15 protein-coding genes, 5 pseudogenes and 1 riboswitch are annotated in these 22,903 nt (G+C 70.7%); of the genes and pseudogenes, 13 read left to right on the forward strand and 7 right to left on the reverse strand.

Going from position 1 to position 22,903, the window contains the following annotated elements:
- Window positions 1–16 precede the first annotated feature (16 nt).
- A pseudogene (locus tag J7E89_RS39410) lies at window positions 17–358 on the reverse strand (substrate-binding domain-containing protein); the annotation flags it as partial.
- Between J7E89_RS39410 and J7E89_RS39415 the strand changes: the two are divergent.
- The 3 genes and pseudogenes from J7E89_RS39415 to J7E89_RS39425 form a co-directional block, all read left to right on the forward strand.
- Window positions 357–935, forward strand: a pseudogene (locus tag J7E89_RS39415) (lactate utilisation protein LutB domain-containing protein); the annotation flags it as partial. The pseudogenes J7E89_RS39410 and J7E89_RS39415 overlap by 2 nt on opposite strands.
- Window positions 932–1,597, forward strand: a complete 666-nt coding sequence (locus J7E89_RS39420) for a lactate utilization protein C (RefSeq protein ID WP_214981234.1) — start codon at window positions 932–934, stop codon at window positions 1,595–1,597. The pseudogene J7E89_RS39415 and the gene J7E89_RS39420, both read left to right, overlap by 4 nt.
- A gap of 93 nt (window positions 1,598–1,690) precedes the next feature.
- A pseudogene (locus tag J7E89_RS39425) lies at window positions 1,691–2,230 on the forward strand (DUF488 family protein); the annotation flags it as partial.
- Between the two features lie 9 nt (window positions 2,231–2,239).
- Here J7E89_RS39425 and J7E89_RS39430 read toward each other — a convergent pair.
- Window positions 2,240–4,376 (reverse strand): annotated as a pseudogene (locus J7E89_RS39430) (SpoIIE family protein phosphatase).
- Window positions 4,377–4,498: 122 nt separating this feature from the next.
- Window positions 4,499–4,936, reverse strand: a complete 438-nt coding sequence (locus tag J7E89_RS39435) for a DoxX family membrane protein (protein ID WP_214981236.1) — start codon at window positions 4,934–4,936, stop codon at window positions 4,499–4,501.
- An 82-nt stretch (window positions 4,937–5,018) separates the two neighbouring features.
- Between J7E89_RS39435 and J7E89_RS39440 the strand changes: the two genes are divergently transcribed.
- The 4 genes from J7E89_RS39440 (at window position 5,019) to J7E89_RS39455 (ending at window position 7,930) form a co-directional block, all read left to right on the forward strand.
- Window positions 5,019–5,696, forward strand: coding sequence for a metalloregulator ArsR/SmtB family transcription factor (locus tag J7E89_RS39440; protein WP_214981263.1), 678 nt, complete (start codon window positions 5,019–5,021; stop codon window positions 5,694–5,696).
- A 150-nt stretch (window positions 5,697–5,846) separates the two neighbouring features.
- Window positions 5,847–6,839 carry a dihydroxyacetone kinase subunit DhaK gene (gene dhaK / locus J7E89_RS39445; RefSeq protein ID WP_214981239.1) on the forward strand — a complete coding sequence of 331 codons (993 nt, stop codon included), beginning with the start codon at window positions 5,847–5,849 and terminating at the stop codon, window positions 6,837–6,839.
- A 36-nt stretch (window positions 6,840–6,875) separates the two neighbouring features.
- A complete protein-coding gene (gene dhaL, locus J7E89_RS39450) occupies window positions 6,876–7,523 on the forward strand; it encodes a dihydroxyacetone kinase subunit DhaL (protein WP_214981241.1) in 648 nt (215 codons plus the stop codon).
- Window positions 7,520–7,930: a PTS-dependent dihydroxyacetone kinase phosphotransferase subunit DhaM gene (locus tag J7E89_RS39455; RefSeq protein ID WP_214981243.1), complete on the forward strand. Its 411-nt coding sequence runs from the start codon at window positions 7,520–7,522 to the stop codon at window positions 7,928–7,930. Before dhaL ends, J7E89_RS39455 begins: the two co-directional genes overlap by 4 nt.
- Before the next feature lie 76 nt (window positions 7,931–8,006).
- Here the strand turns inward: J7E89_RS39455 and J7E89_RS39460 are convergent, their stop codons facing one another.
- The gene (locus J7E89_RS39460; RefSeq protein ID WP_214981245.1) at window positions 8,007–11,549 is read right to left on the reverse strand and encodes a phosphodiester glycosidase family protein; all 3,543 of its coding nucleotides are present in this window, start codon (window positions 11,547–11,549) and stop codon (window positions 8,007–8,009) included.
- A gap of 470 nt (window positions 11,550–12,019) precedes the next feature.
- On the opposite strand from J7E89_RS39460, the pseudogene J7E89_RS42580 reads away from it, so the two are divergent.
- A pseudogene (locus J7E89_RS42580) lies at window positions 12,020–12,205 on the forward strand (shikimate dehydrogenase); the annotation flags it as partial.
- A 16-nt stretch (window positions 12,206–12,221) separates the two neighbouring features.
- Window positions 12,222–14,042 (forward strand): bifunctional sugar phosphate isomerase/epimerase/4-hydroxyphenylpyruvate dioxygenase family protein, encoded by a 1,821-nt coding sequence (locus J7E89_RS39470; RefSeq protein WP_214981249.1) that lies wholly within the window; start codon window positions 12,222–12,224, stop codon window positions 14,040–14,042.
- On the opposite strand, the gene J7E89_RS39475 is transcribed toward J7E89_RS39470, so the two are convergent.
- Entirely contained in the window at window positions 14,039–14,995 is a 957-nt protein-coding gene (locus J7E89_RS39475) for a DUF4331 family protein (protein ID WP_251061717.1), read from the reverse strand. The two genes, J7E89_RS39470 and J7E89_RS39475, sit on opposite strands and share 4 nt — an antisense overlap.
- Before the next feature lie 303 nt (window positions 14,996–15,298).
- On the opposite strand from J7E89_RS39475, the gene J7E89_RS39480 reads away from it, so the two are divergent.
- The 3 genes from J7E89_RS39480 (at window position 15,299) to J7E89_RS39490 (ending at window position 18,135) form a co-directional block, all read left to right on the forward strand.
- The gene (locus J7E89_RS39480; protein ID WP_214981253.1) at window positions 15,299–16,087 is read left to right on the forward strand and encodes a glycoside hydrolase family 16 protein; all 789 of its coding nucleotides are present in this window, start codon (window positions 15,299–15,301) and stop codon (window positions 16,085–16,087) included.
- Between the two features lie 282 nt (window positions 16,088–16,369).
- A riboswitch (cobalamin riboswitch) is annotated at window positions 16,370–16,583 on the forward strand.
- Between the two features lie 175 nt (window positions 16,584–16,758).
- Window positions 16,759–17,358: a hypothetical protein gene (locus J7E89_RS39485; protein WP_214981255.1), complete on the forward strand. Its 600-nt coding sequence runs from the start codon at window positions 16,759–16,761 to the stop codon at window positions 17,356–17,358.
- 261 nt (window positions 17,359–17,619) lie between these two features.
- Window positions 17,620–18,135: a fibronectin type III domain-containing protein gene (locus tag J7E89_RS39490; protein WP_308315767.1), complete on the forward strand. Its 516-nt coding sequence runs from the start codon at window positions 17,620–17,622 to the stop codon at window positions 18,133–18,135.
- On the opposite strand, the gene J7E89_RS39495 is transcribed toward J7E89_RS39490, so the two are convergent.
- On the reverse strand, window positions 18,122–19,591 hold the full coding sequence (locus tag J7E89_RS39495; RefSeq protein WP_214981257.1) for a UDP-N-acetylmuramoyl-L-alanyl-D-glutamate--2,6-diaminopimelate ligase: 1,470 nt from the start codon (window positions 19,589–19,591) through the stop codon (window positions 18,122–18,124). The two genes, J7E89_RS39490 and J7E89_RS39495, sit on opposite strands and share 14 nt — an antisense overlap.
- Before the next feature lie 415 nt (window positions 19,592–20,006).
- Between J7E89_RS39495 and J7E89_RS39500 the strand changes: the two genes are divergently transcribed.
- Window positions 20,007–21,095, forward strand: a complete 1,089-nt coding sequence (locus J7E89_RS39500) for a magnesium and cobalt transport protein CorA (RefSeq protein ID WP_214981259.1) — start codon at window positions 20,007–20,009, stop codon at window positions 21,093–21,095.
- Here the strand turns inward: J7E89_RS39500 and J7E89_RS39505 are convergent.
- Window positions 21,055–22,746: an amidohydrolase gene (locus J7E89_RS39505; RefSeq protein WP_214981261.1), complete on the reverse strand. Its 1,692-nt coding sequence runs from the start codon at window positions 22,744–22,746 to the stop codon at window positions 21,055–21,057. The genes J7E89_RS39500 and J7E89_RS39505 overlap by 41 nt on opposite strands.
- Between the last annotated feature and the right edge of the window lie 157 nt (window positions 22,747–22,903).

Genomic DNA, 22,903 nt, shown 5'->3' on the forward strand with positions numbered 1-22,903 from the left:
GATCTTCATGAGTCTTCTAGAAGTCGAACTCGTCGATGTTCTTCTTGTCGAAGACGGCCGGCGAACCGAGGATGACCTCGCCGTCCTTGCCGACCTCGTACTCGCCGAGCCTGCCGGCCTTGAACTTCTCTCCCTCGGCGCCGGTGATCTGCCCGGATGCCAGCGCGGCCGCGGCGTACGCGCCGAGGTAGCCGAGGTCCTTCGGGTTCCACAGCGCGAACTGTTCGACCGTGCCGTCCTTGACGTACTTGCGCATCTGGTTGGGCGTGCCGAGACCATTGATGACGACCTTGCCCTTGTACGAGGAGGAGCTGATGTAGCGGGCGGCGGCCGCGATGCCGACAGTGGTGGGCGAGATGCTGGACAACGGCCGTACGGACACGCTCGCGGACGAGGTGGGGCGCCAGGCGCTGCGCTGCATCCGCTGCTCGGCCTGCCTGAATGTGTGCCCGGTGTACGAGCGGGCCGGCGGCCACGCGTACGGCTCGGTGTACCCGGGGCCCATCGGCGCGATCCTCAGCCCGCAGCTGCGCGGCATGGGGAGCGAGGTCGACGCCTCGCTGCCATATGCGTCCTCGCTGTGCGGGGCCTGCTACGACGTGTGTCCTGTCGCCATCGACATCCCGGAGGTGCTCGTGCACCTGCGGGAACGGGTGGTGGAGGGCGGCGAGGTGACCAGGAACGGGGAGCGGGTCACCATCAAGCCCGCGAAGGGGCACGCAGGCGAGCGTGCGGCGATGCGCGCGGCACGCTGGGCGCTGGACCACCCCGGCGCGCTGCGGGCCGGGCAGCGGCTGGCGTCCCGTACCCGCCGCCTCCATCCGAAGCGGCTGCCGGGTCCGGGGCGGGCGTGGAGCGACACGCGCGCGCTGCCCGAGATGCCCGCGGAGTCGTTCAGGGACTGGTGGCAGCGCACGCGTGGAGGAGCCCGATGAGCAGTAGCAGGGAACGGGTGCTGGCGCGGGTGCGCCGGGCACTGGCGGATGTGCCGCGCGACGAGCGGCCGCGGGATGTCCGGGTGGAGCGCGGCTATCTGCGCGTGCACGGCGACCGGACGACCGAGCAGACGGTCGACCTGCTCGCGGAGAACCTGGCGGACTACCGGGCGCTCGTGCACCGGGTGGACGCCGCAGGGCTGCCCCAACTGCTGAAGCGGCTCCTGGCCGCACACGGCTCGCGGTCGGTGCTCGTACCGCCGGGGCTCCCGCCCCGGTGGCTGGCCGCCGCCGACCCGGCCCTGGTGCGCGACCGGGAGGCGGACACGGCGTACGAACTCGACACCGTGGACAGCGTGGTGACGGGCTGCGCGGTCGCGATCTCCGAGACCGGCACGATCGTCCTGGACGGCGGGCCCGACTCGGGCAGGCGCCGGATCACTCTGGTGCCCGACCACCACATCTGCGTCGTACGGGTGCCGGACCAGGTCGTCGGGTCCGTACCGGAAGCGCTCGAACGGCTGGACCCCGGGCAGCCGCAGACCTGGATCTCGGGTCCTTCGGCCACCAGCGACATCGAGCTGAACCGGGTCGAAGGCGTCCACGGCCCGCGCACGCTTGAGGTGATCCTGGTCGACGGCGGGGTTGGCGGGCAGAATTGACTGAGGTGCCATCCCGACCGTGCTGACGGCGACGGTCGCGGTCGCGGTCGCGGTGCACGGCCTGTACGGAAAAAACCCCCGGTAGGGCGCCCGATGCCCCAGTTCGAGTTGATCACTTTTGGTCACAGTACCGCCGGTCGGGCTGCACTGGCAGAGCTACTACGCCGGGCCGGCATCGTCGCCGTGGTGGATGTGCGGACCGCTCCTGGGAGCCGTCGCGACCCGGACCTGTCTCGACAGCGGCTTGCCCGGTGGATGCCCGAGGAAGGCATCACCTACCGATGGGACCAGCGCCTGGGCGGATTCCGTAAGCCGTCGCCGGACTCACCCGACACGGTGTGGCGCAATACGTCGTTCCGCGGCTACGCCGCTCACACCCGTACCCCGCAGTTCATCACCGCGATCGACGCTCTCATGCAGCAGGCAGCACGAGAGCGCACAGCGGTCATGTGCAGCGAAGCGGTGTGGTGGCGATGTCACCGTCGCCTCATCGCGGATTTCGCTGTCCTTGCACGGGGTGTGGCCGTCTGTCACCTGATGCACGACGGACGCCTGGCGGCGCACACGCCGACGCCGGGCGTGCGCCTGCGGACCGACGGCCTCATCGTCTACGACGACGAAGCCTCGGCAGCGTCGGCTTCGTTACCGTCCGGGGGATGCCTGGATCAACAGCAGGGCGATGTTGTCGTTGCGCGGTGCGGATTTCGTGGCGTGGCTGACGAGGGTGTCGGCGAGGGCGTCCATGGTCTGGTCCCGGGCCTGCGCGAGTTGCTGGGCGAGTCGGCGATGGCGTCGCCGATGTCGGTGCCGGGAGTCTCGACGAGTCCGTCGGTGTACAGGGCGAGCACGGTGCCGGGTGGCAGGGGGATCTCGGTGGTCGGGTAGTGGGCGTCGGGTTCGATGCCGAGCAGGAGCCCGGGGGCACGTGGAGGACTTCGGTTTGTCCGTCGGGGTGGCGCAGGAGGGGAGGGGGGTGTCCGGCGGTGGCCAGGCGGGCGCGGTGGTGTGCCAGGTCGAGGCGGGCGTAGAGGCAGCTGGTGAACAGGCCGGGGTCGAGGTCCGTGAGGAGGCGGTTGGTGCGGGCGAGGACTTCGCCGGGGAACGCGCCGGCGGCGCCGTGGGCGTGGACGGCGGTGCGGACTTGCCCCATGAGTGCGGCGGCGGTGACGTTGTGGCCCTGGACATCGCCGATCGCCGCGGCGGCGGTGGTCTCGTCGCAGCGGATCAGGTCGTAGAAGTCTCCGCCGATCTCCATGCCGTGTCCGGCGGGGAGGTAGCGGGCGGCCACGTCCAGGCCGTGGATGCGCGGGAGGGTCTGGGGCAGCAAGCCGGCTTGCACGGTGTGGGCGAGGTGGTGCTTGGTGTCGTAGAGGCGCGCGCGGTCCAGGGCCTGGGCGATGAGTCCGGCCAATGACGTCAGGACAGCGCGTTCTGCCGGAGAAAAAGGTCGGGGCCGCTCGTATGCGAGTACGAGCGAGCCGACGATGCGGCCTGAGGCGATCAGCGGCAGAAAGGCCCACGCGGCCATGTTGTCCTGGTGGTCCGCCGGGGGGTAGGCGCGTTTGAGGTCCGAGAAGGTCGCGAAAAAACTGGGTACGCCCGTGGTCAGGACGCGTACGGCTGGGGTGTCGGAGGTCAGGGGCACGGCGTCGAAGCGGTCCATGAGCTCGGCGGTGTAGCCGCGGTAGCCGATGATTCGCAGCCGGCCTTCTTCCTTCGTCATCAGGGCCAGAGCTTGGGCGCCGAAGGCGGGCACGAGCTGGTCCGCGACCAACTCGACCACATCGTCCACGCCGACGGCTTCGGTGAGCGTGGCTGCCAGGTGCGTCAGATGGTAGAGGGCCGTTGCCCCGACCGGCTCTGCGGAACGTGAGGGGTGCTGCCAGGGTGCGGTTGTCGGTGCGTGCGCCGTTGGGATGGGGGTGATGTGGACACTGATACCGGAGGCGTCCGGGTAGAGCTGGAAGAACAGCCACTCATCCGGTGGGCGCAGCGCGGTGAAGGACGTGGGCTTACGGCTGATCACCGCCGCTCGGTAGCGCTCTTCGAAGACGGGGTCGTGGAGCCAGAGCAGCACCTCCCAGGGCCGGGTTCCCATCAGGGTGGTGGCGGCGGCGCCGACGAGGTCGGCGCCGACGGCGGAGATGAAGGTGATCCGGCCGTCCAGGTCCAGCGCGCAGCATCCCAGGGGAAGGCGCTCGGCGAAGTCGACTGCGGCCAGTGCCTCCGCCGGATCGGGATTGCGGGAGCGGGGTGGTGGGAGCACCCTCGGCTCGGGTCCGGGCAGCAGTGGGTGACCGCTGTCAGCACACTGTTGCAGAAGCAGAGCCGCGTTGCGGCAGAAGGTGCCGACCGCGTCGCGTTCCCGTGGGATCAGCTGCGGTGGGTGCCAGATGGGCCACAACAGCACAAGGCCGCCCCAGACGGTGGTGGCGCTGGTGATCGGGGCTGCGGTCAGCATGAAGTCGTAGGGCAGCACGAGCCCGAGCCGGGGATAGCGGCGTGCCACCTCCTCCTGGCTGCCCAGCCACACCAGGCGCTGTTCACGCACGGCGTCAGCCACCGGAATCGGGGCGCCCAGCGCGATCCGCGCCCACGGAGCGGCGATCTGCCGGGAAGCCCCGGAGACCACCGTCAGATGCAGCACTCGCTCACCCGGCGGCAGCAGGTACACAAGGCCAACCGAAGCACCGGTGTCCCGCACAACGCGAGCCACGGCGGAATCGAACTGTTCCAGGTCGGAGCGAGCGGCAGCAGCAGACTCCGCAGCTCCCCGCATGCCTCTCACCTTCCCCTGTCGGCGGGCGAAGAGACCCTCTGGCACCACCTTCTCATCGGGCCTGGTGAGCCGCTTCCGCAACCGCCCCACGCGGGGGGGCCCTGCCCCTGCGGTGGAGAACCTCAACGAGGTTGCGACCCGCTGCGGTATCGCTGGGCGAGCCGGGCGAGAGCGACTGCGCCGAGGAGCAGTCCGAAGTCGCGCAGAGCGATGTCGTAGTGGGCCGGGATGGTCAGCAGGTTGATGATGATGCCGGCGAGCCATCCGGCCACCAGCCAGCCCCCGAAGCGCGGGGCGACTGCCACGGCGACGCCGGCGACGATCTCGATCACACCGACCGCGTACATGGCGGCCTGGGCGCTGCCCGGAGCGATGTCGTCGATCCACGGCGCGAGGTAGGTCGGCCAGTCCACGAGCAGGTTGGTGAACTTGTCCAGCCCGAACACGATCGGGGCCACTGTGAAGGCGGTGCGCAGGATCAGGAACGCCTGGTAACCCGGGTCACCGAGTACAGCCCGCCGGGGAGTGACGGACGTGGTGGAAGTGGTTGTGGACGACATGACGCCTCCTTCTATCGATAACTTTCATTAACGATAGAAGCGCCGATTCTCTCTTTAGTCAATGGCAGTGGGTTTTACACTGGTGTTCGTGGACCACTCGAAGGAAGCACCGGACGCCGACGTCTCCGCCATCGCCTCTCTCGACGAGCCGACACGCAGACGCCTCTATGACCACGTGGCGCGCCAGCCGGGCCCGGTCAGCCGCGACGAGGCGGCCGCGGCGCTCGGCCTGCCCCGGCCGACCGCGGCATTCCATCTGGACCGTCTGGCCGACGAATCACTGCTCGACGTGATCTACGAGCGCCGCAGCGGGCGCGCGGGACCGGGTGCCGGCAGGTCCGCCAAGCTCTACCGGCGCTCGACGAAGCAGGTCACCGTCAGCCTGCCGGAACGCCAGTACGAGCTGGCCGGGCGGCTACTCGCTCAGGCCATGGAGGAAGCCGAGGCGACCGGTGAAGCGGTGCGAGCCGTGCTGCACCGCAAAGCCCAAGAAATGGGCGCACAGTTGGGCGCCCGGGCCGGCGCCGGCGTCTTCGACCTGCTGGAGCGGTACGGTTTCGAGCCCCGGCACGAGGGCGATGCCATCATTTTGGCCAATTGCCCCTTCCACGCGCTGGCTCGCGAGCACACCGAGACGGTGTGCGGCATGAACCTCCACCTGCTGCGCGGCGCCCTCGGCGGACTGGGCGAGGGCGGGATCGAGGCACGCCTCGCGCCTGAACCCGGCCGGTGTTGCGTACGCCTGGAGCCGGCCGCCTGATCGCTTGTCGCGGAAGCCGGCGACAACACGGCTGGTCGCCGCCGGACGCCGGCAGCCATCCCGCACACAAAGCGCGGTACTCGACGACGTTCCCCCGATACTGGGCTCAGCCGGCCCGTCAGCAGCCGCAAATCTCACCGGGAGGTACCCATGAGGATGCTCATCAACGTGGCGGAGACAGTCGTAGCGGACGCGTTGCGCGGGATGGCCGCCGCGCACCCGCGGCTCACGGTCGATGTCGAGAATCGTGTCGTCGTACGGTCCGACGCGCCCGTAGCGGGCCATGTGGGGCTCGTGTCGGGTGGGGGCAGTGGGCACGAGCCGCTGCACGGTGGGTTCGTCGGGCCCGGAATGTTGTCCGCCGCTTGTCCGGGCGAAGTGTTCACGTCGCCTGTTCCCGACCAGATGGTGCGGGCGGCGGCCGCGGTCGACAGTGGCCAGGGAGTTCTGTTCGTCGTCAAGAACTACACCGGCGACGTACTCAACTTCGACATGGCCGCCGAGCTCGCCGAGGACGAGGGCATCCAGGTCGCCAAGGTCCTAGTCAATGACGATGTCGCCGTGACCGACAGCCTCTTCACCGCCGGCCGACGCGGTACGGGTGCCACGCTCTTCGTCGAGAAGATCGCGGGCGCCGCCGCCGAGGAGGGCGCGCCGCTGGAGCGCGTGGAGGCCGTCGCACGGCAGGTCAACGAGTCCTCCCGGAGCTTCGGTGTCGCGCTCAGTGCCGTCACCACGCCCGCGAAGGGTACGCCGACCTTCGATCTGCCCGCCGGTGAGCTGGAGTTGGGCATCGGCATCCACGGCGAGCCGGGGCGGGAGCGGCGGCCGATGATGACCTCGGGCGAGATCGCGGACTTCGCGGTCGACGCCGTACTGGAGGACCTGCGGCCGACGCGGCCCGTGCTCGTACTCGTCAACGGGATGGGCGCCACCCCGCTGCTGGAGCTGTACGGCTTCAACGCCGAGGTGCAGCGTGTGCTGTCCGAGCGGGGGGTCGCCGTGGCCCGTACGCTCGTCGGTAACTACGTCACCTCGCTGGACATGGCGGGCTGCTCGGTGACGCTCTGCCAGGTGGACGAGGAATTGCTGCGCCTGTGGGACGCGCCGGTCGAGACTCCCGCGCTCCGCTGGGGACGTTGAGACTCACATCCGTAACGACCGTGTGAAGGAGATCTTGTGCTCGACGCCGAATTCTTCCGTCGCTGGATGTCGGCCATGGCAGCCGCCGTGGACCGCGAGGCCGGCCGCCTCACCGAGCTGGACTCGGCCATCGGCGACGCCGACCACGGCAGCAACCTGCAGCGCGGTTTCGCGGCCGTCACCGCCGCGCTGGAGAAGGAGCCGCCCGGCACGCCCGGCGCCGTACTGGCGCTCGCGGGCAGGCAGTTGATCTCGACCGTGGGCGGGGCGTCCGGGCCGCTGTACGGGACGCTGTTGCGGCGTACGGGCAAGGCGCTCGGCGACGAGGGCGAGGTGACGCCTGCGCAGCTCGCCGAGGCGCTGCGTGCGGGCGTCGACGCGGTGGCGCAGCTGGGCGGGGCGAAGGCCGGGGACAAGACGATGCTGGACGCCCTGATCCCGGCGGCCGGCGCGCTCGGCGAGTCGCTGTCGTTCGGCGCGGCCCGGGCAGCGGCCGACGAAGGGGCGCTCGCCACGGTACCGCTGCAGGCGCGCAAGGGCAGGGCCAGTTATCTGGGCGAACGGAGCATCGGGCACCAGGACCCCGGGGCGACGTCGTCGGCCCTGCTCATCAGTACGCTCGCCGACACGGCAGACACAGCAGACACAGGAGACACAGCGGACGCCGGCGAGGCGGGCGCGTGAGCGGGGAGAAGCTCGTCGGGGTCGTGCTCGTCTCGCACAGCGCGTCGGTCGCGGCCTCCGTCGCCGAGCTGGCGAAGGGCCTCGCGGGTGGCAAGGAGACCGCGCCGGTGGCCGCCGCGGGCGGCACGCCCGACGGTGGGCTCGGCACCAGTTCGGAGCTGATCACGGAGGCCGCCAGGTCGGTCGACGGGGGCGCGGGGGTAGCCGTCCTGGTCGACCTCGGCAGTGCGGTGCTCACGGTGAAGGCACTGCTGGCCGAGGGCGACGAACTGCCGGACGGGGCACGGCTGGTGGACGCGCCCTTCGTGGAGGGTGCGGTGGCCGCGGTGGTCACCGCGTCGGCGGGCGCGGACCTGGACGCGGTGGAAGCCGCGGCCAGGGAGGCATACGACTACCGCAAGGTGTGATGAGCGGGCCGGGCGTGTGAACTCGCCCGGCTCACGGCCCTTGCCTGCGGTGCGCGGCAAGCAAGAGCCGTGAGAACTATGCGCTTTGCGTGGCCTTCGCCGTGCTGCCGCCCCCTTCTGCCGCGATGCGCACTTCCGTCCGCTGTGTCGTGCCGTTGACCGTCACCGCGAGCGTGATCGTCCCTGGGCGCAGTGCCGTCAGGGTGCGTGTCGCCGGGTCGAAGGTTGCCGTGTGCCGGGGCCGGGCGTCCTTCGCCGAGCCGATGTGGAGGTTCGGGGAACCCGTCCAGTCCGCGCTCAGCGGGAAGGCGACCGGGACCCGTCGCGTGCCCTGAGTGACGGTTGCCTCCACCACCGCGTTGCGGCCGGGAGGCAGTACTGACGGGGCGTCGAGCGCCAGGGCGTCCACGTGGGCGCGCGTCTGGACCGACATCCAGTCCGGGGCGCCGGCCCACGGGCGCTGCCGAGCCGCCGCCTGTTCGGTGCGTGAGACCTTGTCGACTCCCACCAGCGACCAGCCCGTGAAGCCGCCCTCGGCCGCCGGGCCCGCCGGCGTCTTCCCGGAGTTGCCGTTGATCAGGTACGGCACACCATCCACGTGCGCCGCGTGGAAGACCCCTACGTGGCTGCCGATGAGACCGGCTCCCTTCCCGGTCGTACGCCGGAATTCGGCCAGCCAGCCCTCGATCAGTGCAGCTTCCTTGCGGTCGCCCAGCTGGCTGCCCTTCTGTGCGGTCGGGTCGCGCGGCGGGACGTGTTCGATCAGCATGACCGAGCCGATACGGTCGTCCTCGGTCGCCGCTTCCAGCTGTGCGCGCATGTTCCTGATCTGCGCGAAACCACCGCCGCGCAGGCTCAGGCTCGACGTGTCGAGGGTGATGAAGCGGGTGCCTTCGTGGTCGAACGTCCGGTGTGCCGGGCCGAATTCGGCGACAAAGTTGTCGATCTTGCCGCCCATCACCTCGTGGTTGCCCGGCACGTAGTACCAGGGCAGGGCGTCCCCGAGCTCCTCCGTCAGGATACGACGGGCGAAGGCGAGATCGGCCGGTGATCCCTCGTCGACGAGGTCGCCGTTGATGACGAGGAAGTCCGGCCTCGCCGCCTTGATCTCGCGCAGCGTACGGCGCGCCTGCGCCACGATCGCACTGTCCGGGTCGCGGGCGACGAACTGGGCGTCGGACATCACCGCGAACTGCCAGTCCCTGCCCTCCGTTTCGGCCGCCGGATCGACGAGCGGGTCGACAGGCGCGGGCTGGTCGGGGAGTACGACGGTGGGTGGGACCTGGGCGGTCAGCGTGTCGATGACGACTTCGCCCGTGTACTGCTTGGCGGCCGCCGTCTCGGCCAGGTAGAAGCGGTGGACTGCGAGTGGCATCGCCGCGCCCGGCGGTACGGCGAAAGTGACCTGCCGCCAACCGGTCCAGGTGATGAACGGGCCGCGCAGGAGCTGGTCGGAGCCTGCCGCGTCCTTCAGGTGCAGAGTCGGCCAGGCGCCCTTCCCGTCGCCCTTGATCCACATCTTGAACGACTGCGGCTGGCCGGGCACGGCGACCGCGGGCCGGGGCGGGTTGGCGTAGGCGGCGCGGGTCGCCGTCGACTGCGTGAAGTTGTACGTGAGTTTCAGCCCGGTGCCGGTGTGGCCTTCGGGCGTCGCCGCGACCGAACCACTCGCGCGGGCCTGCGTGAAGGTCCAGGACGCGGCGTCGTCGAAGGCCGAAACCGCCTGCTCGGTCAGGCCGACGCTGACGGCGAGCGCGGTGACCGTGCCGTTTACGGTGGCCTTGACCTGGCCGGCGCCGCCGCTGCCCGTGCGGGAGGTGACGGTGAAGTTGCCCCGGCCGTCGTCACGGATGCCGAAGAGCGAACGGTCGTAGTCGAGCTTCACATCACGCGGTTCCACGGGGGCGCTGGTGCCGTGCGCGTCGTACCCGACGATGCCGAACGTGCCGCTCGCCGCCGCGTCCGCGAGCCCCACGCGTCGCGTGGTGGGTTCGACGCGGGCGAGCTCGTCGAGCACGGTCAGCCGCGTGACCCCCTCGGCGGGGCCGCGGTGGGCGCGCACCTTCACCGTGCCGCTGCCGCGCGCCGTGAACAGCCCGTCGCCGTCGACGCGGCCCACGGACGCGCGGGCGCTCTGCCAGTGCGGGTCGCCCTGCGCCGGACCGTACGTCTCGTCGTAACCGGCGGCCGTGAGCTGCCGCGTCAGACCGGGGAAGACCCGTTCGGGGTGGCCGCCTTTGACCGGGTCGGCGGTGGGTGCGCTGCCGGCGGGCGTACGCGTCTCGACCCAGTAGCCGCGCAGTTCACCGCTGCCGTCGGGGGCGGTGAGGGCGAGGCCGTTGGGTACGGTGCGTTCGCTGCCATCGGACGGGCTGTTCTCCACCTGGAGCGCGTCGCTGCCGGGTTCGCGCGCGATCAGGGTCGACGAGCCGCCGCCGTCGAGGTTCAGCGCGCTGTGCGATCCGGCGCGCCGCATCATCACGGCGAGCTCGGTGAGGGTTACGCCGCCGCTGTCGGCCTGGCGGCCGTCGACGGTGATCACCTGCATCTCGCCGCCGTCCTCGGAGAAGCCGACGGCGGTGCGGGGCGCGGCCGCGTTGTTGCTCTGGCCGTCGTGGTTCTGCGGTACGCCGTCCACGACCAGCAGTTCGCGTCCGCCGACGGCGGTGCGCGGCACGGGGCCGCCGTCGGTGCGCGCCTTGTATTCCATCGCTACGGGATCGCCCGGCTTGAGCGAGGCGAGGGCAACTGCCCCGGCCTCACGGCCGACGAGGACCGTTGTGCCCTCGGGGATGAGTCCTGTGCCGGGCCGGTCCCCGACCTCGACGACCTTTCCGTCCCGTACGACCGCTTCGGCGACGGGAGTCGCGGCGTCCACGGTCAGCGCCCGGTCGGCCACGCCCCAGCCGGAGTTGTACGCCCCCACTCCCCCGGCCGGCACATTGGCCGCGTTGTACGACGCCAGGGGGTGCGGCCCGGTGGGGAGCGTGAGCGTGCCTTCGAAGTACAGCTGGAGTACGCGGCCGGCGCTGCCAGGGCCGATGCCGATGGCCCGGTTGAGGCCGGGGGCCGGGGAGTGGACGGGTTTGCCGTCCTTGATGCCGGGGCCCTGGGGGGCGCCGGTCTGGTTGATGTCGAAGAAGTCGGCGTTGATGGCGGCGACGGTACGGCGGCCGGGGCCCGGATCGTGCGCGGCGGCGAGATCGGAGACCGAGCGGCGGTCGGAGACCTTGCCGGAGTGGAGGTAGTCGGCTCGCACGCCGCCGCTGCCGTCGTCCCGGTCCGGGTCGACGTCGAGGTCGACGGAGAGCGCGTCCACGCGGAGCCACTTGTCGGATTCGAGGCGGTCGTACGAGGTGAGGCGGATGCCCGGGGCGACCGGGCGGGCGCTGCGGGCGGTCTCGATGCCGTCGCCGTCGACGACGGATCTGGGGCTGCCCGCCGGGGCGCTCGCGGGTGGTGGCGCGACGGGTCTGAGGATTTCCGCCGCGTTACGGGGACGGGGATCGGGGGTCGTACCGGCGGTCGCTGGGGCGATCGCCCCGGCCGTCAGCGCGGTGACCGTCGCGAGAAGCACGACGGGCCGCCTGAGGGAGCCACCAACTGCGCCAAGGCCCATAAGTCCTCCTGGGTGACGGCTGGTTGAGCGTGCGGGTCAGCGGGCAGTAAGCGCTGTCGCCACAGCATTGCCGCGCGCGCTCCAACGCACCAGGGGTTGACGGGGGCCTCGGGGAGAACGTGCGGCGGCGGTGAGGTGACGCGGGGTGCGCGGGGCGGACGCGATTACGTTAGGGCTTGGTGTGGGTTTGGGGTGGGCAGCGGCTGGTCGACCGACGCGTCACCCATCCGTTCGGCCTCGCAGGCGCTGGTAGCTGACTCCCCGTCGGGTGGGGGCCCTGCGGGGCTGTTCCCCTACCCGCCCCTTCCCGAAACTGGGGGCAGCCCCCAGACCCCAGACAACACAGACGCCCTACGGGCGTGTCCTCAAACGCCGGACGGGCTGGATTTTTCCCCTCCGGCGATTGAGCGGGGTTCGGGGCAGCGCCCCGCACGCGGCGTCGCTGAGACACACCCGGGCGTACGCCGCGCCCCTTCCCCGCCGAATTGCTGCATCCGGGGCTATGGGTCGCCGATGTGGTCTACCGGCCGCTCGACACGGAGCTGCTGCGCCGGGCGCGCGCCCTGGGCTGCCGCACCCTGGACGGCGGCGGCATGGCCGTGTGCGAGCACGAACCGGTCAGGATGCTCGCCCACATGGCCGCCCTCGTCGCCGCCCAGGCAGGAGCCCAATATGCGCAAGTCCATCGCCACCGTCTCCGTCAGCGGATCCCTGACCGAGAAGCTGGAGGCCGTCGCCCGAGCCGGGTTCGACGGCGTGGAGATCTTCGAGAACGATCTGCTGGGCTGTCCGCTGACGCCTGAGCAGATCCGCGAGCGAGCACAAGGGCTGGGGCTGGGGATCGACCTCTATCAGCCCTTCCGCGACTTCGAGGCGGTCACCCCGGACCGGCTCGCGGACAATCTGCGGCGGGCCGAGCACAAGTTCCGGGTGATGGAGCGGCTCGGCGCCGGCATGCTGCTGGTCTGCTCGAACGTCTCCCCCGGCGCCGTCGACGACGACGCGCTCGCCGCCGAACAGCTGCGCCTGCTCGCCGAGCGGGCCGCGGAACACGGCATCAAGATCGCGTACGAGGCGCCGGCCTGGGGCCGGCACGTCGACACGTATCTGCATGCCTGGCGGATCGTACGGATGGCGGACCATCCGAATCTGGGTACGTGCCTGGACAGCTTTCACATCCTGTCGCGCGGTTCGGATCCCGGCGGCATCGAGGCCATCCCCGGCGACAAGATCTTCTTTCTCCAGCTCGCCGACGCCCCGCTGCTCGCCATGGACGTACTCCAGTTGAGCCGCCACTACCGCTGCTTCCCTGGCCAGGGCGGCTTCGACCTCGCCGGGCTGCTCGCTCATGTCCTGCGTACCGGCTACGCGGGCCCCCTGTCGCTGGAGATCTTCAACGACAGCTTCCGCCAGGCGGACGCCGGTCGTACGGCCGTCGACGCGATGCGGTCCCTGATCGCGCTGGAGGAGTCCGTCGCCGACGTGCTCGGCACCGGCTCGCCCCTCCCCCGGCCCGCGCAGCCCGAGGGGTTCGCCTTCGCCGAGCTGGCAACCCGGGACCCCAAGCGTCTGGGCGGACTGCTCGGTGCGCTGGGATTCGCCCGTACGGGACAGCATGAGACCAAGCCGGTCGAGCTGTGGGAACAGGGCCGGGCCAGGATCCTCCTCAGCCGCATTCACCCCGACAGCCCCACCGACACCTCGCTGGTGGCCATCGGCGTGGAGTCGCCGGACCCGGCGCTCTGTACCGAGCGTGCCAAGTCCCTGCTGTCGCCCGTACTCCCCCGTCACCGCGCCGCCGAGGAGCCGCCGCTCGCCGCCGTCGCGGCTCCGGACGGCACCGAGCTGTTCTTCTGCGACTCCGCACAGCCGCGCTGGCGCGACGCCTTCGATGCCACCGAACCGCCCCGGGGCCACATCGGCCACATCGACCACGTGGCGCTGGGGCATCCGTGGGACCACTTCGACGAGGCGGCCCTGTTCTACCGTTCGGTCCTCGGGCTGCGGCCGCACCAAAGCGTTGAAGTGGCCGATCCGTACGGTCTGTTGCGCAGCCGCGCCATGTCCAACACCTCCGGTACGGTCCGCCTCGCCCTCGACATGGCGCACGTCGGCGCGGCGTCGCGGGAGCTGCCCGGGCAGCACATCGCCCTCGCCGACGACGACATCGTGGCGACCGCGCGCCGGCTCCGGGCCCTGCCCGACGACGTACTGCTGCGGATTCCCGACAACTACTACGACGACCTGCGGGCCCGCTTCGACCTGGGCGAGGCACGCCACCGGGAACTGCGTGAGCTCGGGCTGCTGTACGACCGGGATGACGACGGCGGCGAGCTCCTGCACCTCTATACGGTCACCGTCGGCCGGGTCTTCTTCGAGATCGTGCAGCGCGTCGGCGGCTACCGCGGCTTCGGCATGGCCAACACCCCGGTCCGGCTCGCCGCCCAGCACGCGCCCGCCCCCGCCCCCGCCCCCGCCCCGGAGCGTGACTAGCCCGGGTGGGGTGCGCCCAGATAGGGGAAGTCGAGGAGCAGGTCGGTGTGCGGGCCGATGTGGTCACTGGCGACTTTCCCGCCCGAGATCATGGCCAGCCGGGTCGAGGTGACGTCGTCGGTGAGAGCCCGGCCGTTGGGGTAGGCGGCGGGGCGGTTGCGGTCGTAGACCAGGATGTCCGGCAGGACCGTACGCAGGACCTCTTCGGCGGCGTGTGCGTCGTAGCCGCCGGTGTGGCGGAGCACCTCGGTCCATGGCCCGCTGTACGTCGCCCAGTCCTCGGCGGGCTCGCCTTCGTTGTAGGCCTCCTTCGCCTCCTCGGGGTTGAAGTACGCCGTCAGCGAGGGGTGCGCCCCGCGGTCGACGGACTTCAGCCGGCCGTTCTGGCGCAGGCTCACCCGCGCCCATACCCCGATGACGGGGTCCGGGCAGAGCTCGTCGCTCGGAACCTCCAGCACGATGCCCAGTACGTTCTTGTCGGCTCCCCAGTCCACGCCGGTCCACTGGAAGTCCTTGACGATGCCGTCCAGGTCGGCGAAGAACGGGTCGCTGCGCAGACCGGCCGAGAAGAGGTACGGACCGGCCTCGACCACCTGCGCCTGCGCGCCGAGGGCCACCGGTGCGTCGGTGAAGATCTCCTGCCCGCCGGGCTCCTCGCTGCGGGCCTGCGCCCCCGTGGCCCAGTACACGGTCGCCGTCTGCCGGCCGTCGACGGGCGGGGAGAAGACGAAGCTGAACGCCGCGTCGGCGTGCTCGTCGCCGTCGATGTCGACATTGATGCGGTAGACCGCGTCCGGGTGGAACGCCGCGCCCGCGGCCGGGGCGACCGGGTGCACGTTCATGATCAGGACGGTGCGCTCGCCCGGCACCGTGAACGCGAACAGGTCCGTCAGATCCAGCCGCGCGTCGTCCATGGGCGACCGCAGATTCGGCCCGCTGAGGTGATGAGACATATCACCCACCCTCGGTCCCCGGACCCTTCCGCGCACGGTGGCGCCCGCCATACGTGGACCCCTGTCTGTGTACGGCGGAGGCCAGGCGCCGTACGGTATGGGGCGCACCGTCCGGAACAGGTATCGGTTGATCCGGAGGACCGGGCCTATAACCGTACACACGCACCGGCGCCCACGACGCCGTCTTCTGCCAGCCGCTCTGGCTTTCGCTCTGGCCGCGGTCTCCTTTCTGTTCGCGTGGCTCATGCCGGCGTCGGGCGCGATCGTGACGTCGCAGGACGCTGCCGCACCGTCGGCGACAGCATGCCGCGCGGTAATTGCGGACCGTTCAGGCAGGTCTTCGCGGAGGACTTCAACGGGGAGACGGTGCCGCTCGGTTCCTTCAGCGACTGCGACCACCACGCCGATACAAAGGAGGCGTACTGCGGCGGCCTGCGAGGCAGCTACCGGGAGGACTGGTGGGCGTACCCGAGCGGCTGGCAGGACACCGCGACGTCCGGCGCCGACGGCAACGCGGTCAGGTCGGTCGGCGGCAACTACCGCCCGGAGGACACCGTCAGCGTCGGCCCGGCGGACAGCGGTGACGGCCGGATGAGCATCCGGATGTGGCGGCCGGACGACGGCGGGCCCGTCCACGCGGCGGCCGTCGTACCGAAGAAGCTGATGGAGCAGACCTACGGGAAGTTCAGCGAACGCTTCAGGGTGGTGCAGGCGGCGCCGGGCTACAAGTCGGCGCACCTCTGGTACGGCGACGGGTGCGAGATCGACTATCCGGAGCAGAACTGGACCGACACGATCACCGCGTTCACGCACCCGTGCGACGGCGGGCAGCAGGACATGTTCGCCACCGGCGCCCGCTGGACGGACTGGCACACCACGTCCGTCGAGTGGACGCCGCAGGAGATTCGCTACTACCTGGACGGCGTGCTCGTCGGGTCGAGCACGCGCGGCGTGCCGTCGGGGCCGCTGTCCTGGATCCTGCAGAACGAGAGCGCTCTGTACGGTCCGCCCGCCGCGCCCGGTTCGTCGGCGCAGCTCGACATCACGTGGGTAGCCGGTTATGCCTACGATGGCGAGTGGGCGGGCGGTTGAGTCAGCAGACGCTGCAGCAGGTGGGCGGCGCCCAGCGCCGGGAGCGCCGCCGGTAAGCCCGGATCGCGGTCAGGTGCTCGTCGGTGATCCGGCCGCGCTCGGCGAACGGCACGCCCAGGGCGGTGTATTCGGGCTCCGACGAGCCGACGCCCGTGCCAAGTAACGGTGGCGCCGAGCGTCAGGACCCGGCACGCGCCCCGCCAGGTGAGCCGCCAGCACGAACTGGTCGTCGACGGCCCCAAATCCTTGGCGTAGCGGATCTTCCTCCGGACGTGGAGTGCGTTGTCCTTGCAGCTGGTTCGCTCCGTCAGCCGGACGGAAGCGTCGTAAGAGGGAATCCGGTGGGAATCCGGAACTGCCCCGCAGCGGTGAGTGGGAACGACCGCCGTCATACGCACTGGCCCCGGATGCCCGGGACCGGGAAGCGACGGCCAGTAGGTGCCGGCCGGGGTGAACGCTGCCGGCAGGCCGGCCTGCGAGCATCTGGTTGCCGCCGTCCGCCGGATCCGCGGCTGAGCGACGACCACCATCACCGGAACCCGCCGGGGCATCCCCGGCGGGTTCCGGGTTCCATCCGTGATTTCAACGCGCCCCATTGCCAGTCGACTTGCACAGCTCTACGCTCACACGATCCCACCCATGAACAACGTTCACATATGGGGAAGTGAGTCATGCGAAGCAAACTCCTCGCCACCGCAGCCGGTCTCGCGGCTGTCGGCGGCCTGTCTCTGGCGCCCAGCGCCCACGCGGAAGTCGAGCCCGGCGGCTGGACCTCGGTCTCGCCGTCGTTCAACGTTCAGGAAAGGGGATGCGGCCGGGTCGACAACCTGACGTTCACGCTGACGTGTTCCACCGCCAGTGGTGATCAGCGCGCCGAGCGGCGCTATGCCACGTACAGCGGAGGCACCCGTCAGTTCGAGGGCTACTTCCGGATCACCAGCATGGGCGGCACCCGGATCAGCCTCAAGCAGACCTTCAACGACTCGGCTCCCGGCCCGTACTTCATGCTGGCGGCCGAGCGCGGTGGCCGCCTGTACGCCGTGCACGGCGGCACCACGCTGTCGAACGCGGGGACGGTCGGAGCGACGGTCCGCGTGAACACGGTGCACCAGGTGGGCAACGAGCACCGGACGTACGTCAACGGCTCCCTGAAGCACTCGTACGACAGCCCCGACGGCAGCTTCTACGACAAGTTCGGGGCGTACCGCACGAGCAGCGGCAACGGCCCGGCCACGGTGGTCTGGAGCAACGTGAAGTTCTGGCGCAAGTGACCGCGACGGCCAGGGCATGGGCCAGGGCCTCGGCGGCGGCGCTCGTCCTCGCACTGGCCGCCTGCACTTCTCCGCCGTCCAAGGGCCACGGCCACGGCCACGGCCACGGATACGGCCACGGATACGGCCATCCGCCTCACCGCGGTCCTCGACTCGCCCGTCGACATCACCCTGCGGTGGACGGGCGAGGAGAGGGGCGCGGCCGGCCGCGTCGTCGAGTTCGCGACGGAGGCGGACGGCCCGTACACGATCCTCCAGTACGTGCCCCCCGCGCAGTCGACGTACCGGCATCCCGACCTCATGTCCCGGACGCCGTTCCACTACCGCCTTCGCCCCTACTACGGCCCGGCGTCCCAGCCGGTCCAAGTCTCCCTGCCGCCGGGCGACTTGACGGAGAAGGACCAGCGGAACGACCACGAGTGGGCGTCGCCACGCACGGTCGGCGGCCGCGTCGTACCCACGCACCCCGTAGGGGACGACGCCGCCGCACCGAGCGGCCTGAAGGCGACCGTCAAGCACGCCAACGGCATCCGCTTCACGTGGACCGACCACGCCGGCGACGAGGAGGCCCAACTGCTGGAAGCCAGGCCGGCGGGAAGCCGGTCGTTCCGGCCGGCCGCCGTCCTCGACCCCGACGTCAATTCCTTCGGCCTGATCACGCTGCCCGAAGAGAAGAAGGCGTCCTACCGGATCCGCGCCATCGTCTACGGCGAGCAGTCCAACGTCGTACGCCTCAAAACCGGCGCGGAGCCCACGACTTCGGCTACAGGCCGCTGAGTTCGCGGACCGTTGCCATGTCGCTGAACGGGATCAGCTGCTCACCGACGATCTGGTACGGCTCGCTGCCCTTCCCGGCGACCAGCACGATGTCGTCCGGCCCGGCGGCGGACAGCGCGTACTCAATGGCGCTGCGCCGGTCGGCGTACCGCTCGAAGGGGGTGCCCGTCGCCGCGAGACCCGGGGTGATCTGGTCCAGGATCTCCTCGGGGTTCTCGTTCCTCGGGTTGTCCGAGGTCAGGACGCACAGGTCGGAGTGCGTCCCGGCGATCTCGCCCATCTCGGCGCGCTTGGTGATGTCACGGTCACCGCCGCAGCCGAAGACGGTGACGACCCGCCCCTTGGCGAAGCCGCGGATGGTGGTCAGGACCTTCTCGAGCGAATCCGGCGAGTGCGCGTAGTCCACGATGACGGACGTGCCGCCCGGCGTCTCGAAGCGCTCGAACCGGCCAGGGGCCGTCGGCATCCGGTCCAGGGCCGCGACCAGGCCGGCCAGATCGTGTCCCAGCACATGGCAGGCGGCCACGGTGGCGAGCGCGTTGGCCACCGAGAAGCGGCCGGGCACGGGGATCGCCGCCGGGTATTTGCGGCCGTCGTGGTGGAGCGTGAACCGCGTGCCGTGGCCGTCCGTGCTGAGGTCGGTGGCCCGGTAGTCCGCCTCCGCGTCGATGGCGTACGTCGTCACCGCGTCCGGCATCATGGCCACGATCGAGGCACCCACCGCGTCGTCCACGTTGACGACCGCGCGCCGGCAGAGCCCTTGGAAGAGCCGCAGTTTGGCGTCCCGGTAGTTCTCCATGGTGCCGTGGTCGTCCAGGTGGTCCTGGGAGAGGTTGGTGAAGACGCCGACGTCGATGAACGCGTCGTCCACCCGGTGCGTCAGCAGCCCCATCGAGGTCGCTTCGAGAACCACGGTGGAGACCTCGCGGTCCCGCATGCGGCCCAGCAGGTACTGGAAGTCCGGCGACTCCGGCGTCGTCAGGACCGACCTCGGCATGGGGATCATCTCGTCCCCGATGCGGCTGCCGCCCGTCCCGATGACGCCCACCTCGGCGCCCTCGGCGATCCGCAGCAGGGACTCGACCATGTACGAGACGGAGGTCTTCCCGTTGGTGCCGGTGACAGCCACCATGTCCATGGCCCTTCCGGGCTCACGGTAGTAACGGGACGCTACGGCCGCGGCTGCCTTCCGGGTGTCGGGTACGCGTACGACGCAGACACCCGCGGCCGCGCCGTCGGCCTCACTGTCACCGTCGAGGAGCACCGCCACCGCGCCGCGCGCGATCGCGGGGCCGACCGCCTCGGGTCCGCCGCCGACGTGCCCGGGTACGGCGATGAACAGGGTGCCCGGTGTCGCCCGGTGGGCGTCGAAGCAGGTGCCTGCGGTGATCACCGTGTCCGGATCCCCCTGGAGGACCTCGTGGTCATGGCCGGCCAGCAACTCGCTCAACTTCACAGGGGTCCTCTCGGGGGGACAGGGTATGCGGGGTACGGCGACGGACAGGTCGTGCGGTGCGGCAAAAGCGGCACCCACCCGGCAGCTTCCAGCCCCTCCGGCGTTTGCGGAGCGGGGTCCGGAGCGGAGCCCCGGCGTCGGGAAGGGGCGGGTGGGGAAGGAGCCGCAGGCGGAAAAGCCGGATCAGAAACCGGCGGTCAGCACCCGGACTCTGCCGGGAGGAGTGTCGCTAGCCGTGGCCGTGCAGGGCCCGGCACAGGGCATGAGGAGGCCGGCTCAGGCACTCCCCGGCTCCACGTGTGCTGCGACTCATGCTCTGGAGTGTACGGCCCCGGGGAAGGCCCTGAGCACCCCTGTGAAAGGCGGCCGGCGGGCCGGTGGCACACTGGCCGCCGATTCGCCGAAGGAGCACTCCATGCCGTTGATCCGCACGCTCAGCCGGGCGGTACGCCGCGCCTACCGCCCGAACGTGGATCTCAGCCACCCCACCCGGTCCCCGCTCGGCAGCGCCGTCGTCAACTGCGTGGTGTACGAGGACGGCGAACGCCGGCCCGGCGACTGTCCGGCGCAGGAAGCCCTTGCCCAGGTCCGCAAGACGGGCCAGGGCTTCGTCTGGATCGGCCTGCACGAGCCGTCGGAGGAGGAATTCGCCGGGCTTGCCGCCCTGTTCGGGCTCCATCCGCTGGCCGTGGAGGACGCCGTACAGGCACATCAGCGGCCGAAGGTGGAGCGGTACGACGACGTGCTGTTCGCCGTCTTCAAGACCGTCCACTACGTCGAGCACGCCGAGCTGACCGCCACCAGCGAGATCGTGGACACCGGTGACCTGATGGTCTTCACGGGCCCCGATTTCGTCATCACCGTCCGGCACGGCGGCCGCGGCTCGCTCGGACCGCTCCGTGAGGCCCTGGAGTCGGCGCCCGATCAGCTCTCCATGGGCCCCGCCGCCGTACTGCACGCCGTCGCCGACCACGTCGTCGACGACTACCTCGTGGTCGCCGAGGCAGTGCAGCAGGACATAGACGCGGTCGAGACGGCCGTTTTCAGTGAGCCGGCAGGGCGTGGCGACGCCGGCCGCATCTACCAGCTCAAGCGTGAACTGCTGGAGCTGAAGCGGGCGGTGGCGCCGCTGGCCCGGCCGCTGAACGTGCTGGCCACCGAGCCCATGCCGAGCGTCGGCCCGGAGATCCGCACGTACTTCCGCGACGTCGCCGGGCACCTGACCAGGACGGCCGAGCAGATCGCCGCCTTCGAGGGACTGCTGGACTCGATCCTGCAGGCCCATCTGGCGCAGGTGACGATCACTCAGAACGAGGACATGCGCAAGATCACCTCATGGGCGGCGATCGTCGCCGTACCGACCATGATCTGCGGTGTCTACGGCATGAACTTCGACCACATGCCCGAGCTCCGCTGGACGTACGGCTATCCGCTCGCCCTCGCCGTGATGGCGGTCGCCTGCTTCACGATCCACCGGGCGTTCCGGCGCAACGGCTGGCTGTGACCACCACTTCGCCGCCCACGACGACGGTCTCGGCGACGGTGCCGGGGATGTCCTCGGGCGCGAGCCGAAGGATGTCGCGGGAGAGGACGACGAAGTCGGCGAGCTTGCCGACGGTCAGCGAACCCCGCTCGTTCTCAAGGAAGTTGGCGTACGCCGATCCCATGGTGTAGCCGTGCACGGCGGTCGCCACGTCGACCGTCTCGCCGGGCATCCACGGCTCGCCGCCGCCGTCGTCGTTGTTGAGGGGGCGCCGGGTCACGGCGGTGTAGATGCCCACCATCGGGTCCATCTCGGCGACGTTCCAGTCGCTGGAGAAGGCGAGCACCGCACCGGCCTCGTGCAGGCTGCGCATCGGCCACGCCTTGTGCCAGCGCTCCTCGCCGACGTTCTGCGCCCAGTCCTTGCCGGGCCCGGCGATCTCGGGGGCGCAGTGGCGCGGCTGCATGCAGGCGACCACGCCGAGCTCCTTGAAGCGGGGGGTGCCCTCGGGGTCGAGGCATTCGACGTGGACGACCTGGTGGCGGGCGTCGCGCGGTCCGTTCTTGGTGCGGGCCCGCTCGACCGCGTCGAGGACGGTACGGATGCCACGGTCGCCGGTGGCGTGGACGAAGCACTGGAAGCCGCGCGCGTCCAGCCGGGTCAGCAGCTCGGCGAACTCCTCGGGCGGGTAGAAGGTGTCGCCCCTGTGGTGGCCGCAGCCCGTGTAGGGCTCCAGGAGGGCGGCGGTGCGGGGCTCGACGACGTCGTCGATGTAGAGCTTGAGCGGGCCTACGTTCAGCCGGTCGTCGTCGAAGGTGCGGGCGGCCGCCGCGAAGTCGTCGAGGTCGGCTTCAGTGGTGCCGCGCGGGTGGAAGAGGGCCGCGACGATCCGGGAGCGGAGCCTGCCCTCGGTGCGCGCCCGCTCGTACAGGGCGAGGTCGTCGAGGGAGTTCTGCGGCTCGACGACGGTGGTGATGCCGTACGAGATCGCGTCGTCGAGGCTCTGCGCGAGGCGCCCGTACTGCCGGTCGGGCGAGGCCCAGGGCACGCCGAGGGCGCGCAGAGCGCGATGGCCGTCGCGGGAGAGGCCCTTGACGGCGAAGTCCTTGATGAATCCGGTGGGTTCGCCGGTCGCGGGGTCGGTCTCGGCCTCGCCGAAGGGCAGGCTCGTACGGCCCTTGTCGATGCCGAGGCGGCGCAGGGCCGCCGTGTTCAGCCAGGCGGTGTGCACGTCGTAGCTGAGGACGAAGGCGGGGGTGTCGCCGGTGACGGGGTCGAGGTCCGAGGCGCGTGGCATCCGGCCACCGGGGATCGCCGAGTAGTCGAAGGCCTCGGCCTCGATCCACTCGGCGTCGGGGTGGGCGGTGTGCCAGGCGCGGATGCGCTCGTGGATGCCGTCGAGCGTACGGACGCCGGCGAGCTGGACGCAGGCGTCGTCGGAGCCGAGCCTGACGTGGTTGTGAGCGTCGATGAAACCGGGGAGTACGAGGCCGCCGCCCGCGTCGACGATCTCGGTGTCCGGTCCGGTCCACTGTGCTGCCTCGGAGTCCGCGCCGAGCCAGGCGATACGCCCGTCGCGTACGGCGAGTGCCTCGGCTTCGGGCAGAAGGGGGTCGACGGTGTGGATGCGGGCGTTGACAAGGACCAGATCGGCCTGGGTGGTGGGGGGCATGAGGGTGAACTCCTGGAGGCGCGGTGCGCTTTTGCGGGGGCGTTGGGCGGTGGCCTTTCGCGGGGCCGTGGGGTCAGTGCCGCGCCGGGGCGTCTCCTCGGTCGTCGAACACCGAGGTACTGCGTGTTCTTCTGGCTGGTTGCGTTCAACGCCCTGC

The sequence above is a fragment of the Streptomyces sp. ISL-100 genome, from assembly GCF_018614615.1.
Lineage (GTDB): Bacteria > Actinomycetota > Actinomycetes > Streptomycetales > Streptomycetaceae > Streptomyces.

What these genes read in the sequence shown, in the direction of transcription:
- J7E89_RS39460 (WP_214981245.1), bottom strand. Translation starts at nt 11,549, where the DNA reads ATGGGCCTTGGCGCAGTTGGTGGCTCCCTCAGGCGGCCCGTCGTGCTT.
- J7E89_RS39420 (WP_214981234.1), top strand. Translation starts at nt 932, where the DNA reads ATGAGCAGTAGCAGGGAACGGGTGCTGGCGCGGGTGCGCCGGGCACTG.
- J7E89_RS39485 (WP_214981255.1), top strand. Translation starts at nt 16,759, where the DNA reads ATGCGAAGCAAACTCCTCGCCACCGCAGCCGGTCTCGCGGCTGTCGGC.
- J7E89_RS39505 (WP_214981261.1), bottom strand. Translation starts at nt 22,746, where the DNA reads ATGCCCCCCACCACCCAGGCCGATCTGGTCCTTGTCAACGCCCGCATC.
- dhaK (WP_214981239.1), top strand. Translation starts at nt 5,847, where the DNA reads ATGAGGATGCTCATCAACGTGGCGGAGACAGTCGTAGCGGACGCGTTG.
- J7E89_RS39500 (WP_214981259.1), top strand. Translation starts at nt 20,007, where the DNA reads ATGCCGTTGATCCGCACGCTCAGCCGGGCGGTACGCCGCGCCTACCGC.
- J7E89_RS39470 (WP_214981249.1), top strand. Translation starts at nt 12,222, where the DNA reads ATGCGCAAGTCCATCGCCACCGTCTCCGTCAGCGGATCCCTGACCGAG.
- J7E89_RS39435 (WP_214981236.1), bottom strand. Translation starts at nt 4,936, where the DNA reads ATGTCGTCCACAACCACTTCCACCACGTCCGTCACTCCCCGGCGGGCT.
- J7E89_RS39480 (WP_214981253.1), top strand. Translation starts at nt 15,299, where the DNA reads ATGCCGCGCGGTAATTGCGGACCGTTCAGGCAGGTCTTCGCGGAGGAC.
- J7E89_RS39475 (WP_251061717.1), bottom strand. Translation starts at nt 14,995, where the DNA reads ATGTCTCATCACCTCAGCGGGCCGAATCTGCGGTCGCCCATGGACGAC.